Origin of the sequence: Tabrizicola sp. (assembly GCF_041913445.1) — a bacterium.
Classification (GTDB): domain Bacteria; phylum Pseudomonadota; class Alphaproteobacteria; order Rhodobacterales; family Rhodobacteraceae; genus Tabrizicola.
The window spans coordinates 322,230-337,049 of the sequence record NZ_JAYSFG010000002.1 but is presented as its reverse complement, the minus strand read 5'-3'; the positions used below and the strand labels follow the sequence as shown (position 1 = coordinate 337,049).

At 62.4% G+C, this 14,820-nt stretch carries 16 protein-coding genes; 10 read left to right on the top strand and 6 right to left on the bottom strand.

The window, feature by feature from the left end:
• Nucleotides 1-103: 103 nt before the first annotated feature.
• From ACE3Q6_RS03940 to ACE3Q6_RS03930, 3 genes are read left to right on the top strand one after another with little or no spacing between them, the layout of a single operon-like run.
• On the top strand, nt 104-355 hold the full coding sequence (locus tag ACE3Q6_RS03940; protein ID WP_374428720.1) for a hypothetical protein: 252 nt from the start codon (nt 104-106) through the stop codon (nt 353-355).
• A gap of 39 nt (nt 356-394) precedes the next feature.
• The gene (locus tag ACE3Q6_RS03935) at nt 395-1,339 is read left to right on the top strand and encodes a DUF2971 domain-containing protein (RefSeq protein ID WP_374428718.1); all 945 of its coding nucleotides are present in this window, start codon (nt 395-397) and stop codon (nt 1,337-1,339) included.
• Nucleotides 1,336-1,869, top strand: a complete 534-nt coding sequence (locus tag ACE3Q6_RS03930; RefSeq protein ID WP_374428716.1) for a hypothetical protein — start codon at nt 1,336-1,338, stop codon at nt 1,867-1,869. Before ACE3Q6_RS03935 ends, ACE3Q6_RS03930 begins: the two co-directional genes overlap by 4 nt.
• A gap of 13 nt (nt 1,870-1,882) precedes the next feature.
• On the opposite strand, the gene ACE3Q6_RS03925 is transcribed toward ACE3Q6_RS03930, so the two are convergent.
• Nucleotides 1,883-2,527, bottom strand: a complete 645-nt coding sequence (locus ACE3Q6_RS03925) for a hypothetical protein (protein WP_374428714.1) — start codon at nt 2,525-2,527, stop codon at nt 1,883-1,885.
• 320 nt (nt 2,528-2,847) lie between these two features.
• Here ACE3Q6_RS03925 and ACE3Q6_RS03920 point away from each other — a divergent pair, with 320 nt between their 5' ends.
• On the top strand, nt 2,848-3,420 hold the full coding sequence (locus tag ACE3Q6_RS03920) for a hypothetical protein (protein ID WP_374428712.1): 573 nt from the start codon (nt 2,848-2,850) through the stop codon (nt 3,418-3,420).
• Between the two features lie 312 nt (nt 3,421-3,732).
• On the opposite strand, the gene ACE3Q6_RS03915 is transcribed toward ACE3Q6_RS03920, so the two are convergent.
• Nucleotides 3,733-4,152 carry a hypothetical protein gene (locus ACE3Q6_RS03915; RefSeq protein ID WP_374428708.1) on the bottom strand — a complete coding sequence of 140 codons (420 nt, stop codon included), beginning with the start codon at nt 4,150-4,152 and terminating at the stop codon, nt 3,733-3,735.
• A gap of 200 nt (nt 4,153-4,352) precedes the next feature.
• Between ACE3Q6_RS03915 and ACE3Q6_RS03910 the strand changes: the two genes are divergently transcribed.
• The 3 genes from ACE3Q6_RS03910 to ACE3Q6_RS03900 all read left to right on the top strand — a co-directional run bounded on the left by ACE3Q6_RS03910 (nt 4,353) and on the right by ACE3Q6_RS03900 (nt 5,439).
• Nucleotides 4,353-4,550: a hypothetical protein gene (locus tag ACE3Q6_RS03910; protein ID WP_374428706.1), complete on the top strand. Its 198-nt coding sequence runs from the start codon at nt 4,353-4,355 to the stop codon at nt 4,548-4,550.
• Nucleotides 4,551-4,902: 352 nt separating this feature from the next.
• Nucleotides 4,903-5,157, top strand: a complete 255-nt coding sequence (locus tag ACE3Q6_RS03905; protein WP_374428704.1) for a hypothetical protein — start codon at nt 4,903-4,905, stop codon at nt 5,155-5,157.
• 78 nt (nt 5,158-5,235) lie between these two features.
• Nucleotides 5,236-5,439 carry a hypothetical protein gene (locus ACE3Q6_RS03900; RefSeq protein ID WP_374428701.1) on the top strand — a complete coding sequence of 68 codons (204 nt, stop codon included), beginning with the start codon at nt 5,236-5,238 and terminating at the stop codon, nt 5,437-5,439.
• 395 nt (nt 5,440-5,834) lie between these two features.
• Here the strand turns inward: ACE3Q6_RS03900 and ACE3Q6_RS03895 are convergent, their stop codons facing one another.
• Nucleotides 5,835-6,704 carry a LysR family transcriptional regulator gene (locus tag ACE3Q6_RS03895; RefSeq protein WP_374428698.1) on the bottom strand — a complete coding sequence of 290 codons (870 nt, stop codon included), beginning with the start codon at nt 6,702-6,704 and terminating at the stop codon, nt 5,835-5,837.
• A 98-nt stretch (nt 6,705-6,802) separates the two neighbouring features.
• Here ACE3Q6_RS03895 and ACE3Q6_RS03890 point away from each other — a divergent pair, with 98 nt between their 5' ends.
• The 3 genes from ACE3Q6_RS03890 to ACE3Q6_RS03880 are packed head-to-tail and all read left to right on the top strand — an operon-like array spanning nt 6,803 to nt 11,569.
• Entirely contained in the window at nt 6,803-8,347 is a 1,545-nt protein-coding gene (locus ACE3Q6_RS03890) for a proton-conducting transporter membrane subunit (protein WP_374428696.1), read from the top strand.
• Nucleotides 8,348-8,360: 13 nt separating this feature from the next.
• Nucleotides 8,361-10,742 carry a YbcC family protein gene (locus ACE3Q6_RS03885; protein WP_374428694.1) on the top strand — a complete coding sequence of 794 codons (2,382 nt, stop codon included), beginning with the start codon at nt 8,361-8,363 and terminating at the stop codon, nt 10,740-10,742.
• Nucleotides 10,739-11,569 carry a DUF6671 family protein gene (locus tag ACE3Q6_RS03880; protein WP_374428692.1) on the top strand — a complete coding sequence of 277 codons (831 nt, stop codon included), beginning with the start codon at nt 10,739-10,741 and terminating at the stop codon, nt 11,567-11,569. Before ACE3Q6_RS03885 ends, ACE3Q6_RS03880 begins: the two co-directional genes overlap by 4 nt.
• Nucleotides 11,570-11,576: 7 nt before the next feature.
• Here ACE3Q6_RS03880 and xylB read toward each other — a convergent pair whose 3' ends face one another.
• From xylB to ACE3Q6_RS03865, 3 genes are read right to left on the bottom strand one after another with little or no spacing between them, the layout of a single operon-like run.
• On the bottom strand, nt 11,577-13,019 hold the full coding sequence (gene xylB / locus ACE3Q6_RS03875; protein ID WP_374428690.1) for a xylulokinase: 1,443 nt from the start codon (nt 13,017-13,019) through the stop codon (nt 11,577-11,579).
• Nucleotides 13,016-13,984: a sugar-binding transcriptional regulator gene (locus tag ACE3Q6_RS03870; protein ID WP_374428688.1), complete on the bottom strand. Its 969-nt coding sequence runs from the start codon at nt 13,982-13,984 to the stop codon at nt 13,016-13,018. Before ACE3Q6_RS03870 ends, xylB begins: the two co-directional genes overlap by 4 nt.
• A gap of 7 nt (nt 13,985-13,991) precedes the next feature.
• Nucleotides 13,992-14,819 (bottom strand): carbohydrate ABC transporter permease, encoded by an 828-nt coding sequence (locus ACE3Q6_RS03865; protein ID WP_374428686.1) that lies wholly within the window; start codon nt 14,817-14,819, stop codon nt 13,992-13,994.
• Nucleotide 14,820 lies beyond the last annotated feature (1 nt).

The window sequence follows — 14,820 nt, the reverse complement described above, 5'->3', positions numbered from 1 at the left end:
TGCAGACGGAGTTACCGTTTACCACGATGATGTCTTTGCTGAAGCTGCACATCAAGAAGTGATACACTCGCGCGATGGCTATTCAGCACATCAAGATTCCAGTATGCTTCTCACCAAGCATATTGGAGGGACCATAACGTTTAAGCTTTCTGACGACGACCATAAAGAACTTGACAGATACCTGGAAGAAATTCTGGACTACTACAAGTCTGGAATGACCATGAAGATCGCGGCAACGCATGAAATTGCTGAGGCATTTGCCATGATGGCCAAAGGAAACGAAGGATTCTACAAATACATCCGAACTCCGATAGAAAGGCGTAAGCTTGAGAGAGGCCATACCGACGAAGGTTGAGTGAGTGGCACTGCAACAGCCTCGGATTGGAAATGACTAATGGGTTCATTCGATATCAACAGCTTTGATGACCCCCCTCCCCCACCAAAACATCTATTCAAGTATCTCTCGGTAGCTCGCATTCAGAATGTTCTTGAGCAAGGAACGGTGCGATTCACACCGTTGATGAATACCAACGACAGCTTCGAAATTCGTTCAACATTCAAGAAATTTGCAGGTCCACGATTTCTGAAGATGCTTGGCGAGCAAATGGACATCGCCACAAGCGAAGCCAACTTCGAAGCGATGCTAGTGGAAAAGATGAAAGAGTTTGGCATTGACGGAGTTCATCCACAAGCCATCATTCAGATGATTGAAGCCCAACAAGGCGGAGATTTTCTACAATTACTGCGGATACAGATACAAGGAACCATCGATACGGTGATGCTACCTCTGTTGAACGATCCCCAATACGCCCAACAGCTTCTAGAAGATTTTGGTCGCAACCTGCTTTGCTTTTCGCTTTCTGAACGTGCCGATAGCGCACCCATGTGGGCGCACTATGCGGACAATCACCAAGGATTTGTTGTTGCCTTCGACACTGATCATGAATGGTTCAAGCAGCGCAAGGACGGGAAGAAGAACCGCCTTCAGAAAGTGATCTACTTTGATGGAATGGTAGAAGAGCCACTTGAGAACGTATCCGCCTCATTCATGTCGAAAACGACCGACTGGACTTATGAGCGTGAATGGCGTTTGTATGCGCAAGTAGACCAAGTGGATGCCATATACGGGAGTGACGATGACCCTGTGCACGTTGTAAACTTTCCGGCAGATGCGGTTCAACGGGTCATCGTAGGCAGTAAGGCCACGCCGGAAACTATCGAGAGCATTAAGTCAGTTCTCAAGAAGAAGTATCCACATGCGGGCCTAACCAAGTCCACTCCCAATCGAAGCACGACTTCATTTGATGAGGTGGAAGTGCAAGGAGGCCAGACGGCATGACAATTGAGTCCCTCTACTGGAAGGAAGAACTGGCCCGCATAGCCAAGACTATTCGTCCGGTTCTGAAGCCCAAGCGGTGGTCTGAACGTGCTGTTTGCACGGTGGAGCGCGATGTGATGATCGGATTCTTCATAGTCCGAAGGCTGATCGAACTGCACAAGGTTTCTTCGCGCATAGCCGACAAGAAGCTCAACGTGTTCTGCGCCCCAGTTACGCAAAGCATAACAAAAGGCAACTGGCATCGCCTGGAAGAAAACTACGATTGGAATGCCGAGAAAGCAGAAAAGAAGTCCGTAAGCTATCTAAGCAATCAGTGCATTCATGCATATCTAAGCTTCGTGTTTCGCGGGAAGGACCGAAATTGGTCCGATCTTGTCGTTGTGTCTGATTTTGATCGAAACAAGACCGTGTGGCGCATTCCTTTCCCGGAAATTATCGAACTATTCCAGGAAGCATCTAAAGACTGGCCTCACACTGTGAGGATGACATTCAATCCCAAGACCGGCGATTACGATGTGGTAACAAATTGAGGAAGGCCATCGGTCACTCCAAATCTGTTAAAGGGGACAGTCCGAATTCTGAAGTAGCACTTCTAACCTTACGTTCATGGTATTTCATAGAAGCATATTCCCCCAGCATAGTGCCAGGTATTATGGCGCATATGTAGCGAGCTATCCATCGAAGGTGGGTCACCCTTTCTCTATCATCCTTGATAGAGAAATTTTCATAGTCTTCGCTGTTGATCCGAAAAACCTCGTCCAGCCGAACCCGATCTAGTTCGAAAGTGTGAGCAATTTGGTTTCTTAGCCTGTTAATGCCTTCTACAGTCGGCAAAAGGATAGGGTCGTTAGCGCCGAATCCCAGGAGGTAGGCGACTTCTAGCTTCTGACTGAAGCTTAGTCGAATGTCCTTGTCAGTCACAGCGACCGTCGCATAACCCCTGATATACTGCGTAATAGCGTATTCGATAATGAGATGAGCTTTTAGAAGCGCATACTCGACGTTCTGAGTTCGCGGGAATTTCTTGCCAATTTCGCGCAATTCTTTGGCGATACGTTCGATCTCTTCGCTTCGCTCCTCTTCAAACGTAAAATGCTTTGCCGGATGGATAGAGTAGCTCCCCTCGCGATGGTAGTCATGTGCACTTTGAAGGTTGGGCCTCGGCCTCTTTACCTGCTTTGTTTTCATGCTAAGCCCAGAAATTAAGGATTCACAACGTAGTAGTTCTTTTCGCCACGCGGGCAGTTTTCCCGTAGGAGGTATGCGCATCGGCTGAGTGAGCCATCGTGAGTTCCGCCGCTTTGTTCTGAGTGTCCGCACCTGTCGCATGAGACTTCAACGCCTGCGACCGAACCATAATCGCCATCAACGTCGATGTAGTCGGTCGTTGTGGATACTCTTGCCATCGTCACATCCATGGTTGAACATAGGCAGGACCGATATCGTATTTTGTGGATTTTTGCACCACCTGCGAACGGACTGCAATATAGTGATGCGGAGACCGATGTATGTTTGGAAGCCTGGTCGGGTGGTTCACCGAACCCGCAAACGCACTAGCAGTCGCACAGCTTGTCGCAGCCTTCGTGACAGCCTTGGCGACTATCGCCCTGTGGCGGGTCACCCGCGTTCTAGCTGTAGAAACGAAGGCGTTGGCGGCTATGACGGCACGACCTTTTGTCGTTTGTTTGCTTGAATCTAGTGAATCAAGCGCCATCGCCCTCAATCTCACGCTTCGCAACACAGGCAACGCAACAGCTTTTGACGTTCAGCTTGAGTTATCGCCAGCCTTGGAAAAGCCGAACGGCAACCCGCCTGATGACCCTACCAAGACAACCTGGACAATCTCGCTGCTACCACCTGGTCAGTCTCTGACTACTCAAGGCGTTCTTTCCACGAAGATTTCTGAAAAGGTCTTCGCTGCTACGATCAGTTGGGCAACAATGCCCGGCTCTAGCGTTCGCGAAAGCCTATCATACAGTTTCGAACCCAAAGATGGCTTCCGTGGTGGTTGGGTCACGAAAGGCTTGCATCAGATCGCCGGAGAGCTTGAGAAGATTAGAAATAAGCTGCCAAAGGCATAGGAGGTATCGCTTGGACAACGTGACTTCGGATATCCTTACAGGTTTAGGTCTAGGGATTACGCTGGTTGGGGCTTGGCTAACTGCCCGCGCCGTCATCCTGAGAGAGTCCGATGCAGTCAATATAGGGGTTTCGCGTTGGTCAGGCGGAACTCACGAAGAGAACCTAAAATTGCCTATGGTTCAGAACTTGCTTGCATCTTCACGTGGGGCACGACGGGGCCTCCTGGTCATCGCATTTGGCACCGCACTACAGATTGTGCCGATTGCCCTGCGGCTTGTGTCGTTAGCAACCTCATAGAGAAACAGCCGCCTTCACTCAAAGCAACGGAGTAGCCAAGAGTTTGCAAGTATGTTGCTCTGGATGGTGATGGTTGCCTGAAAATAACCACGCTCACTTATGAGCCTCTGAGGGTCACTGGCAATAGATATTGTCTCAAGACTGATCACGGACTCGGCAATGGCGTGACGCGCAAGTGAATCAGATGCAAAAAAGATGAACCGCTCCTCGCTGTCATCATACCGTTCCGATTCCGTTTTGACTGAGACTTCAGTTGGGGTGACGAAAAGCGTGAATTTCTTCTTCATATTCGCTTCGATAAATTGCTGATCCTTGTCGCTAAACCCCTTGAAGTCTTCAACCAAGCAGTTCCATTTTTGGACCTCTTGAGCTTCCAAGCTCATTGTTGGAAGAAGAAAGAAGGCAATGAAGGCGGTAGAGAATCTGAAAATCATGCGCTTTCCCCTTAGGCACCCTGCCCCTCAATCGACTGGAACAACCGCTAGCCGATTTTTGGTAGGTATGGCAACCGTGTGCCGCTATCATCACAACGACCACCAATCTTAGTTGTGGATAACTCCGCATATGGGTCCGTCAGATGTATAGCTTTAACCCATGAGTTCTAGTATGCTTCGGCCAGAGCAAAGGAGATGACATGGCTAGCTTTATTGCACTTGCGCGACCGAATGGCTTAACAGCATGGGTGAATCCAGACAATATCGCTTTCATGACGGAGTATGGCAAGGGCATGACCAGTATCCATTTTGTTGGCGGGGGAGACCCTGTGGTCGTTGGCGTAGAACCCGACGATATCACGATCTTGGTGGAGCGCGAGAACTCGGCTAGGCGCTAGCGGATCGAAACTATGCGCCAACTCTACATCTGGGTCCAACAGGGGTATCGCCACAACCTATAGATTTTGGTATGCTTTGGCTAGAGCGTAGGAGGTTGATCATGCTTGACCACACAGTCACTGTTTCGGGCCGAAAGTCCCACCTAGTCTATCACATCTGCCGCGACATGGCCGATGCTGTTCGGGTAGCCAAGACGATGGTAGCGGAAGGCTACAATCGCGTTCGGATCGATGGTGCATACGTCGTGGACGCCTGAGGGCCTGGAAGAAGCGAAGTGCCGTTCAGACCCGCCGTTCGCATGCCACAGGGTTCCCTGAGCGCCACACCCCTACGACCTACCGGAGCCGTAGAATGGACCATTACCACGTCATCATGGATGGCTATGGCGACAAGGAAAGCGGCGATGTCGTGACCATGGACGGCGAGATCATAGGAACGTGGGTCCTGGACCCTGAGGACCATCCAGGCTTCATCCCGTTGGGCGGGACTGAGCAAATCATCTGGTCCCCGTGGATCGGCCAGTTCTGCAAGCTCGTTAAGGAGTGGCACGAAGAGCGTGAGGCGCAGAGACTGAGTGGCGCGTCTGGTCCAGGCCACGATGCTTAGGCACGTCCGTTACTTCTGGGGGTATCGCGGCATGCACAGAGTCCTGTAGCCTTTGTGCGCAACATCTGGAGGCTAGGCGTGACTGACATAATCGAAGCTAGACTACTCAAAGCCCTGAGGGACAAGACCGCCCTAATTCAGGAGAAGGCAGATATAGAAGCACGCCGTGCGATTGCTGGGGTCAGTGGTCCAGACTTATGGCCTGAGAAAAACCAGCTTGTCCACGAGTGTGACGAGATACTGGACAAACTGAAAGCCCACTACGCACAAAAGGCCACGTAGTCCAAACTGATGAAAGCTGACGGGCCTGAGCGATTCTCTGCAGGCGAACTGAAGGCCCCCGGCCACCCACTGGAATCGGCACCAGAATGGGCACTAACGTGGGAACTAGCAGCATATTTTTATGTAGCTAAATCAAAGCTCTACAGAAATTCCACATAATCCCACCCTCTCCGCCACCCATCCCTAGATAGCCGACTTCAAAGGCCCGGATCGGACGGCCGGGGTTAGCCTTGCGGATGCCTCGAAACACGGCACCTCCTTGCGCTTTGCACGCCCGCGCTGCTGTTCGATCCTCTTGAGAAGGGGGCGCCATCTCTCCCCGAATAATTAAGGCCGCGCGTTGCGGCTGGTCAGAAGTGCCCCGGAAGCCATCAAGCCGAAGCCCTCCGCGTGGATCATCCGGGCAGCACATCGCGCAGCAGCGGATTTGGGAAGCGGCGCTCGCGGGTCACCGCAAAGAACGTCTCGCCGATGCCGTCCAGCCGGCTTGCCTCGACCAGCGCCCCCGACTGCAACTCGTCGCGCACGACGATCGGCGGGATCACCGCCAGTCCCGCATCGGCACGCGCCAGGAGACGGATCATGGCCATGTCGTCCACTTCAGCCGCATAGATCGGCGTCACCTGCAGCCGCGCGGCCAGCGCATCGAAGGCCGCGCGCAGCCCGGTTTCACGCGTCGGCACGATCAGGGGCTGGCTGGCCAACAGATCGCGCAACGCGGCCTTCGGTCCGACCCGGGCCGGGGTGCCAATCAGGCTGACCGGCTGCTCGTCCAACCTGTGTACCAGCCAGTGGCTCGTCGCGTCGCGGGCGGGGGCGACATTGGTCAGGATCACGTCCAGCGCCAGCGCCTCGAGATCCCGCAACAGCTCTTCCTGCGACCCCGAGCGCAGCACGACCTCGACATCCGACCGTGCAATCAGCGGCCGCAGGAACTGCATCTGGAAGTTGCGCGACAATGTCGCCAGCGCCCCCACCCGCAAGGCGCGCCGCGCCCGGCCCGTCTCGCGCAGGGTCGCTGCAAGATCCTCGGCCGTCCGGAAGATCGCCTCGGCATGGTCGAGCGCGATGCGCCCCGCTTCCGTCAGCACCAGGCCCCGGCCCCGGCGTTCGAACAGATCCTGGCCCAGAGAGGCCTCCAAGGCCTTGATCTGGCTGGACAGTGCCGACTGCGACAGGTTCAGCGCCCGCGCCGCGCCGGTCAGCGTCCCGTCACTGGCGACCGCCCGGAACAGGCGAAGATGGTGCAGGTTGAGCTGGGCCATTCTTCTACCAGATAGAACGATATGGTGAATTATATGTATTTTTCTGAAATCCCGACAAGGGTTAAATCGCTGGGCAGATCCTGCAACGGAGCCTGCCCATGTCGTCCCTTCCGCTGATCGCGCTTGCGCCCCTGCTGCTGCTCGCAGCTGCCTGCCCCTTCCTTATCCATCCCGGACGTCGTCCGGGCCGCCTGCCGCAACTGGCCGAGGCTGCGGCGCTTTCCGCCCTTGGCCTGGGGGTGGCGGCGCTTGTGCAACTCTGGCTGGTGGGGCCGCTTCAGCTTGCGCTGGCCGGGGTCACGCTGGTCCGGCTCGATGCCATCAGCGGGACGCTTGCGCTTCTCGTGGCCTTCGTCGGCTGGATCGTCACCCGTTATTCCCGGCGCTACCTTGACGGCGAGGCGCGCGAGGGCCGGTTCCATGCGTTGACGCTGGCGGCCATCGCGCTGGTGCTGATCCTTGTCCAGGCGGCCGTCCTGCCGGTCCTCGTCCTGGCCTTCATCGCGACGGGCCTTGTCCTGCGGCAGCTTCTGCTCTTCTACCCCGAGCGGCCCGAGGCGCGGCGGGCGGCGGCAAAGTTCATCCGGGTCTGGGGCGCGGGCGACCTGGCGCTGGTCCTCGCTTCGGCCCTTTTGTGGCAAAGCCTTGGAACGGTCGAGATCGCCGCCCTGACCGCGACGACGGCCCTTCCGGGACTGGCGCAAGTCGCGGTGGCACTTCTGGTACTGGCGGCCGCGCTGAAGACGGCCGCCTTCCCGCTGCACGGCTGGCTGACCGAGGTGATGGAGGCTCCGACCCCGGTCTCGGCGCTTCTGCACGCGGGTATCATCAACTCGGGCGGGGTCCTTCTGATCACGCTGTCGGGGCTGGTGCAGCACAGCGCGGGCGCCATGGCGGCGCTGGTCGTCATCGGTGGGTTCACAGCGATCTTCGGGGCGCTGGTGATGCTGACGCAAAGCGCGGTCAAGACGGCGCTGGCCTGGTCGACCGTAGCGCAAATGGGCTTCATGCTGCTGCAATGCGGCCTTGGCCTCTGGGCGCTGGCGCTTCTGCACATCGTGGCGCATTCGCTCTACAAGGCCCATGCCTTCCTCTCCTCGGGCGGGGCAGTGCGGGCGGTGAACGCGGTGCGCAAGCCCGGCCCGGTGGCCGCACCCGGACTTTGGGCGGTGGCGCGGTCCTTTGCCCTGGCGCTTGTTCTCTACATCGCCGTCGCCCTGGGCTTCACCGCCCTTCTGGGCGAGAAGTCGGCCCAGGCGCTCGCCCTCGGCACCATGCTGATCTTCGGCGTCTCCTACCTGATCGCCCAAGGCCTGGCCGATGCGGCCCCGGGCGCGCTGACCCGGCGCACGGTGGCCGCTTCGCTGGGGGCAGCACTCGCCTACTTCACCTTCCAGGTCCTGGCCCAGGCCATCTGGGGCCCTGCCCTGCCCCCAGTCCCCGTCGCGGGGCCGCTGGAATGGGCGCTGATCGTCTTGGCCGTCCTGTCCTTCGGCCTCGTGGCCTTTGCCCAGGCCCTCTTCCCGCTCTGGGCGCACCACCCCTCGACCGCCGGCCTGCGGGTACACCTGGCGAACGGCCTTTACCTCAATGCGCTTCTGGACCGCATGATCGGCGGCTTCCGGACGGCGACCAAATCCTGACCGGAGAGATCCCATGTTCCTGAAGCATACGCAGATCGCACCGTCGCTGGCCTCGCAACTCCTCCACGCCGCCGAGGCCGCCGCCCGCGCCATCCCGCCCGCCTTTCCGCTGGACGCGACGGTCGCCGTGAACCCCTTCCTCGGCCAGACGCATGAGGACCTGGCACAGGCCTCGGCCCGGCTCGCGCGGGTGGCGGGGATCAGCCTGACCCGGCCCCGGGCCGAGCTGGCCGCAAAGGTCGCGGCGGGCGAGATCACCGACGACGACCTTGCAGCCGCCCTGATCGCCTCGCCCTCGCCAGTGAAGCCGCAGGACCTGGCCTGGCTCAAGACGCGGATGCAGACGCCCGCGCCTGCGCCCCGGGCGCTGCCCACGGTGGCCGAACTGGCCGCCCGGGCGACCGGCACCGACTGGCACGCGGTGATCGACCGCAGCTTCGGTCTTTGGGCCGCAGGCTACTTCGACCGGGGACAGGCGCTCTGGACGCCCCGGCCCGGTCACGGCGCCTTCGCCGCCTGGCGGGAATGGGCGACTCACGACCTGACGCCCGAGATCGCCGGGTTGACCGGCTTCTGCGCCCATGTGGCCGAGGCGCCGGATACTGCCGAGCGGGCCGTCCTGCGCGCGGCCGAACGGCTGGGCCTGACCGCCGAGGCCGCCGAGACCGCCTTCCACCGGCTGCTCGTCGACTTGGGCGGCTGGCCGATGCACGCGCGCTGGCTTTTGTGGCAGGCCGAACTGAAGGGCGGAACGGATGCCACCCTGACCGACCTCCTTGCCATCCGGCTGGTCTGGGAAGAGGCGCTTCTGGCCCACGTCCCGTCCATCGGCGAAGGCTGGCAGGCCACGGTCTTGGCCCATGCCCAGCCGCTTCTGCCGACGCCCGACCAGGCTGTGGACGCCGTCCTGCAGGAGGCCGCCGAACGCGCGCACCAGCGCAAGCTCGCAGCCCTTCTGACCGGCCCCGCAACGCTGTCCGGCCGGCCCGCGCTGCAGGCCGCCTTCTGCATCGACGTGCGTTCCGAGGTCCTGCGCCGCGCGCTGGAAAGCCAGCACGACCGGGTCGAGACGATCGGCTTTGCCGGGTTCTTCGGCTTGCCGGTCGCCCACCGTCCTGCGGGCACTGACGAAGTGCAGGCGCATCTGCCCGCTCTCCTGAACCCCGCGCTGGTCTCGACCAGCCACGGCAGTGACGCGGACGAAACCGCAACCCGGATCAAGGCCCGCGCCAAGCGCGCGTGGGGCCGCTTCCGGCAGGCGGCCGTCTCCTCCTTCGCCTTCGTCGAGGCGGCAGGCCCCGCCTATGGCGGCAAGCTGGTCCGCGATGCTCTGGGCCTTGGCGGAGCCGGCATGGCTCCCGGCCCGATGCCGCAGATCGAGGGCGGGCTCTCGGCCGAGGCCAAGGCGCAGATGGCGGCGGCGGTCCTGCGGGCCATGAGCCTGACGCAGGGCCATGCGCGGCTGGTCCTGCTGGTCGGCCATGGGGCGCAGGTGACGAACAACCCGCACGAAAGCGCCTACCATTGCGGCGCCTGCTGCGGGCAGACCGGGGAGGTCTCCGCGCGTCTTTTGGCCCAGTTGCTGAACGACCCGGAAACCCGCGCCGGCCTGCCTGCGCTGGGGTTGACGCTTCCCGAGGACACCCTGTTCGTCGCAGGGCTGCATGACACGGTGACCGACAAGGTGACGCTGTACCGCGACAACCCTGCTCCCGGCCACGCCGCCGACCTGGCCCAGGCCGAAGCCTGGCTCGCCGCCGCCGGAACGCTGGCCCGGGCGGAGCGGGCCCTGCGCCTGCCAGGAGCCACGGGCGATACCCTGGTACAGCGCGCCGCCGACTGGGCGGAAGTGCGGCCCGAATGGGGTCTTGCCGGTTGCGCGGCCTTCATCGCCGCCCCCCGTTCGGCGACCGCGGGACGAGACCTGCAGGGCCGCGCCTTCCTGCACAGCTACGACTGGCCGGCGGACAAGGGGTTCGGGACGCTGGAACTGATTCTGACCGCCCCCGTCGTCGTGGCAAGCTGGATCAGCCTGCAATACTACGGCTCGACCGTCGCGCCCGAGCTTTTCGGTGGCGGCAACAAGCTGATCCACAACGTGGTCGGCGGCATCGGGGTGGTCGAAGGCAATGGCGGCCTTCTCCGCCCCGGCCTGCCGATCCAGACGGTGCATGACGGCCAGTCGCAGGCCCATGATCCCCTGCGGCTTTCGGTGATGGTCGAGGCCCCGGTCGAGGCGATGACCGAGATCCTGCGCAAGCACGAGGGCGTGCGGCAGCTTTTCGACAACGGCTGGCTCCACCTCTTCGCGCTGAAGGACGGCTGTGTCGCCGCGCGCTACCTGCCCGGCTTGCGGTGGGACACGGGCCAGGCGGCCACGGGTCTGGCCGCGTGACGCTGCCGGACCTGGTGGCGCTTGGCACGATGCACGGCAAGGCGGCGGCGATTGCGCCGCCGCTGGCCGCGCTTGGGATCGCGGTCACGGTGCCCGACGGGCTTGATACCGATGCCTTCGGGACCTTCACCGGCGAACGCCCCCGGGTCGGCACGATGCTGGATGCCGCCCGGGCCAAGGCGCGGGCGGCCATGGCCGCCACCGGCCTGCCGGTCGGCCTTGCCAGCGAGGGCGCCTACGGCCCCCATCCGGTGATCCCCTTCCTGGCCCAGGGGCGCGAGCTTCTCCTCTGGCTCGACAGCCGGACCGGGCACGAGATCGTAGAAGTCCTGACCGACCCCGCCCCCTGCTACGACCAGCTCGCCGTCCCTTCGCCTGCCGAGGCCGCAGGCTTCCTGGGTCGCATCGGCTTTCCGGACACGGCCGTGGTCGTGAGCCTGGCCTCCAACCGCGCCCACCCCGTTGCGAAAGGCATCCGGGACCGGGCAGAGCTGCAGCGCATTCTGGCCGCTGCGACTGCGGACGGACCGGCCATCCTCCAGACCGACATGCGGGCACATCTGAACCCGCGCAGGATGATGATGATCGCTCGCCTGGCCGAGCAACTCTCCGCGCGCCTTGCCCGGCGCTGCCCCGACTGCGCGGCCCCGGGTTGGGGGTTCCTGCGGAAAGGTCCCGCCCTGCCCTGCGCCTGGTGCAGCGGCCCGACGCTAACGCCCGGTGGCGACATTCACGGCTGCACGGCCTGCGGCGCCGAGACGCTTCTCCCCCTGCCGGACGGCAAGACCGAGGCGGACCCCGGGTCCTGTCCGCTTTGCAACCCCTGAGGACCGGTCAGACGGGCGCCCACATCGCCGCACGGCGATGGGCCAGGACATCCCTCAGGTCGGGATCCGGGTCGATGACGCCCGCAGCGGCCACCGGCTCCTGCAGGCAGGACAGCGGAGCCCCCGCCGCGACGGCCGCCAGACGCCCTGCCCCGCGCGGACCTGCCATGTCGGCCCCCTCGATCATGCTGACGGGCCGGTTCAGCGCCGTCGCCAGAAGCTTCAGCCACAGCGCACTGCGGGTGCCGCCGCCGACGACCGTGAAGCGCTCGGGCCGCACGCCCACTTCGGTCTGCGCCGCGACGCAATCGGCGAACTGGAAGGCCACCCCCTCCATCGTCGCATAGGCGAGCATCGCGGGCGTCACGCCGGGATGAAGCCCCGTGATCCGCCCCGTCATGTCCGGACGGTTCAAGGGCGTGCGGATGCCCGTCAGGCAGGGCAGGAACAGCGGCGCGGCGGCCGGCCCCTCCGCCGCGATGAAGGCCGTGGCCTCGACATCCAGCTCCGGCACCTTGCGTCCCGTCACCTGTCCGACCCAATCCAGGCTGGCCGTCGCCGACATGACCACGCCCATCGACAGGAACACATCGGGCGCCACATGGGCCGAGGTCAGGATCGCGCGCTCCGGTCCCGGGTGGAAGCTTGCATCCACGATGCAGGCGACGCCCGAGGTGCCGATGGTCAAGACCGCATCCCCCGGCCGCGCGCCCCCCGCGCCCAGGGTCGAGCCCATGTTGTCCCCCGCCCCCGCCGCGACCGAGACCGGGCCCGTCATCCCCCAGCGTTGCAGCAGGTCTGGCTTCAGACGCCCCGCCTCGGCCCAGCTGTCCACGACCGGCGGCAGATGGGCAGGGTCCCAGCCCACCGCACGACACAGGTCCGCGTCCCATTGGCCCGAGGCCACGTCCAGAAGCTGCGTCCCCCCGGCGTCCGAAGGCTCGGACGCGACCTCTCCGGTCAGGGCCAGGCGGACATAATCCTTGGTCAGCATCAGCATCCGCGCGCGGTCCATCAGGGCCGGCTCATGCTTCCTCAGCCACATGAGCTTGGGCGCGGTGATGCCGGGGTCGGGCGTCCCGTTCGTCCGCCGTCCGATGTCCGGGACGGCTTCCAGAAGCTCCGCGCATTCGACCAGTGCGCGCTGGTCGTTCCACAGCATCGCCGGGCGAAGAGGCTTTAGACCCGCGTCCAGGATCAGCGCGCACAGCATCTGGCCAGAGATGCCAATGCCCCGAACCGCCGCCATCTCGCGCGGGGCGTCGGCCGCCAGCCGGTCAAGGCAGGTCAGCACGGTCGAGACCCAGAGGTCGGCGTCCTGTTCGCTGTAGCCCACCCTGGGGCGACTGACCGCGACGGGCTCGCTCGCGACCGTGATGACGCGGGTGAGATCCTCGATCAGGACGGCCTTGATGCCCGAGGTGCCAAGGTCGATGCCAATGTGCATCATGCCCGCTCCAAGAGCGCGCGCGCGGTGGTTTCGTCGGTGACCAGCGTGTTCACCACCTGCCGCTTCAGCACGGCCCGCACGACCGGAACCTTGTGCGGCCCCCCGGCGGCAAGGATGACGTTGGGGATGCCGCTCAGATCATCCAGCCCGATCCCGATGACGCGCTCGTTGATCGGATGCGCGATGGGCCGCCCTTCGGCGTCGATCACCACGCCCAGCACGTCCCCCACCGCCCCCAGCGCCGTGAGTTCCTCCATCGTGACGTCCCCCGGCAACCCGTCGCGCATGAGAAGCGAGTTCTTCGAGATATCCCCCGCCGCCATCGCCAAAGCGTCGACGCCGCGCAGCTTTTCCAGCACCTCGCGAAAGACGTCGAGCTGCATGATCGTATCGCGGCTTTCCCGGCTGCCCGCATAAAGGGGCGCAGTGAAGTAGCTGTGCTGCGCGCCCACGAGGTCGGCGAGGCGGGTGGTGATCTCGAAACTGTTCAGGTCCGACCCGCGCGTGAGGCCCCCCATCACGCTGATCACCTCGAGGTCGGGCCGCTCCATCGCCGCGACGAAACGGGTGGCGATGTTCAGCGTGCCGCCCCAGGACATGCCGAAAAGGCGGACCTTGGGGTCGGCCAGCACCTCGGACAAGAGGTTCCCCAGGGCCGCGCCGGTGATCATCTGCACGTCCCGGGGGTCCATCGGCGCAGGCGCGACATAGGCTTGGCGCAAGCCGAAACGGGCGCGCAGCGCGGCCTCCAGCTCGGCGCAGGCGGCGAAGGCGGTGTTGAAGGTGATCCGCACCAGGCCCCGCGACGTGGCCTCGGACAGCGCCTTGTTCACCCGCAGCCGCGTGGCCCCCAGCTTTTCCGCCACCTTCTCCTGCGTCAGCCCTTCGACATGGTAGGCCCAGGCGACCTGCGCCAGGAACCGCTCTTCGGTGTCGATCTGCGGAAGCTTCGGTGCACGCGCCATCTTCGCCCTACTTCACGGCCCCCATCGTGAGGCCCCGGACCAGGTGTTTTGACGCCAGAAGCGCAAAGATCAAGACGGGCACGACAATCAGTGTCGAGGTGGCCATGATCTTTCCATAAGGCACATCGTAGCCTTCCATGAAGGTCACCGCCATCGCAGGGGCGGTCTTTGCGACCTTGGGGGCCAGGATGTAGGCGAACAGGAGTTCGTTCCACGAGAAGATGAAGGACAGGATGCTGCTCACCGCAACGCCGGGCATGGCCAAGGGCAGGCAGATCGACCGGAAGATTCGCCACTGGCTGGCCCCTTCCAGCATCGCCGCCTCGTCCAGTTCCCGAGGGATGCCGCGGAACTGGTCGGTGCAGATCCAGATGACGATCGGCAGGGTGAAGGTCAGGTACATCAGGATCAGCGCGAAATGCGTGTCGCGAAGCCCGGTCTCGCGGGCGATCAGGAAGACCGGGAAGGCAAGGACCACCGGGCTGACGAAGCGGTTGGTGATGAACCAGAACCACAGGTCCTGCTTGCCGCGGAACTCGAACCTGGCCAGCGCGTAAGCCGCAGGGGTGCCCAGGCCAACGGCGAGTGCCGTGGTGCAGACCGCGACGATGATCGAGTTGATCAGCGCCGGGCCGACCTTGTCGACGAACAGCACCTCCCAGTAGTTCGCGAGCGTCGGCGTGAACCACCAGACCGGCGGGGATTCGAGCGCCACGACCTGCGTCTTCAGGCTGGTCGTCACCATCCAGTAGAACGGAAAGACGCAGAAAAGCCCGATAAGCAGGAGGAGCGCACCTTCGCCCCAGCGGGACCGGCGTTGGACGGGGGCGGCCATG

What these genes read in the sequence shown, in the direction of transcription:
- xylB (WP_374428690.1), bottom strand. Translation starts at nt 13,019, where the DNA reads ATGATGCACATTGGCATCGACCTTGGCACCTCGGGCATCAAGGCCGTC.
- ACE3Q6_RS03865 (WP_374428686.1), bottom strand. Translation starts at nt 14,819, where the DNA reads ATGGCCGCCCCCGTCCAACGCCGGTCCCGCTGGGGCGAAGGTGCGCTC.
- ACE3Q6_RS03895 (WP_374428698.1), bottom strand. Translation starts at nt 6,704, where the DNA reads ATGGCCCAGCTCAACCTGCACCATCTTCGCCTGTTCCGGGCGGTCGCC.
- ACE3Q6_RS03940 (WP_374428720.1), top strand. Translation starts at nt 104, where the DNA reads ATGCTTCTCACCAAGCATATTGGAGGGACCATAACGTTTAAGCTTTCT.
- ACE3Q6_RS03885 (WP_374428694.1), top strand. Translation starts at nt 8,361, where the DNA reads ATGTTCCTGAAGCATACGCAGATCGCACCGTCGCTGGCCTCGCAACTC.
- ACE3Q6_RS03870 (WP_374428688.1), bottom strand. Translation starts at nt 13,984, where the DNA reads ATGGCGCGTGCACCGAAGCTTCCGCAGATCGACACCGAAGAGCGGTTC.
- ACE3Q6_RS03905 (WP_374428704.1), top strand. Translation starts at nt 4,903, where the DNA reads ATGGACCATTACCACGTCATCATGGATGGCTATGGCGACAAGGAAAGC.
- ACE3Q6_RS03935 (WP_374428718.1), top strand. Translation starts at nt 395, where the DNA reads ATGGGTTCATTCGATATCAACAGCTTTGATGACCCCCCTCCCCCACCA.
- ACE3Q6_RS03920 (WP_374428712.1), top strand. Translation starts at nt 2,848, where the DNA reads ATGTTTGGAAGCCTGGTCGGGTGGTTCACCGAACCCGCAAACGCACTA.
- ACE3Q6_RS03910 (WP_374428706.1), top strand. Translation starts at nt 4,353, where the DNA reads ATGGCTAGCTTTATTGCACTTGCGCGACCGAATGGCTTAACAGCATGG.
- ACE3Q6_RS03930 (WP_374428716.1), top strand. Translation starts at nt 1,336, where the DNA reads ATGACAATTGAGTCCCTCTACTGGAAGGAAGAACTGGCCCGCATAGCC.
- ACE3Q6_RS03925 (WP_374428714.1), bottom strand. Translation starts at nt 2,527, where the DNA reads ATGAAAACAAAGCAGGTAAAGAGGCCGAGGCCCAACCTTCAAAGTGCA.
- ACE3Q6_RS03890 (WP_374428696.1), top strand. Translation starts at nt 6,803, where the DNA reads ATGTCGTCCCTTCCGCTGATCGCGCTTGCGCCCCTGCTGCTGCTCGCA.
- ACE3Q6_RS03915 (WP_374428708.1), bottom strand. Translation starts at nt 4,152, where the DNA reads ATGATTTTCAGATTCTCTACCGCCTTCATTGCCTTCTTTCTTCTTCCA.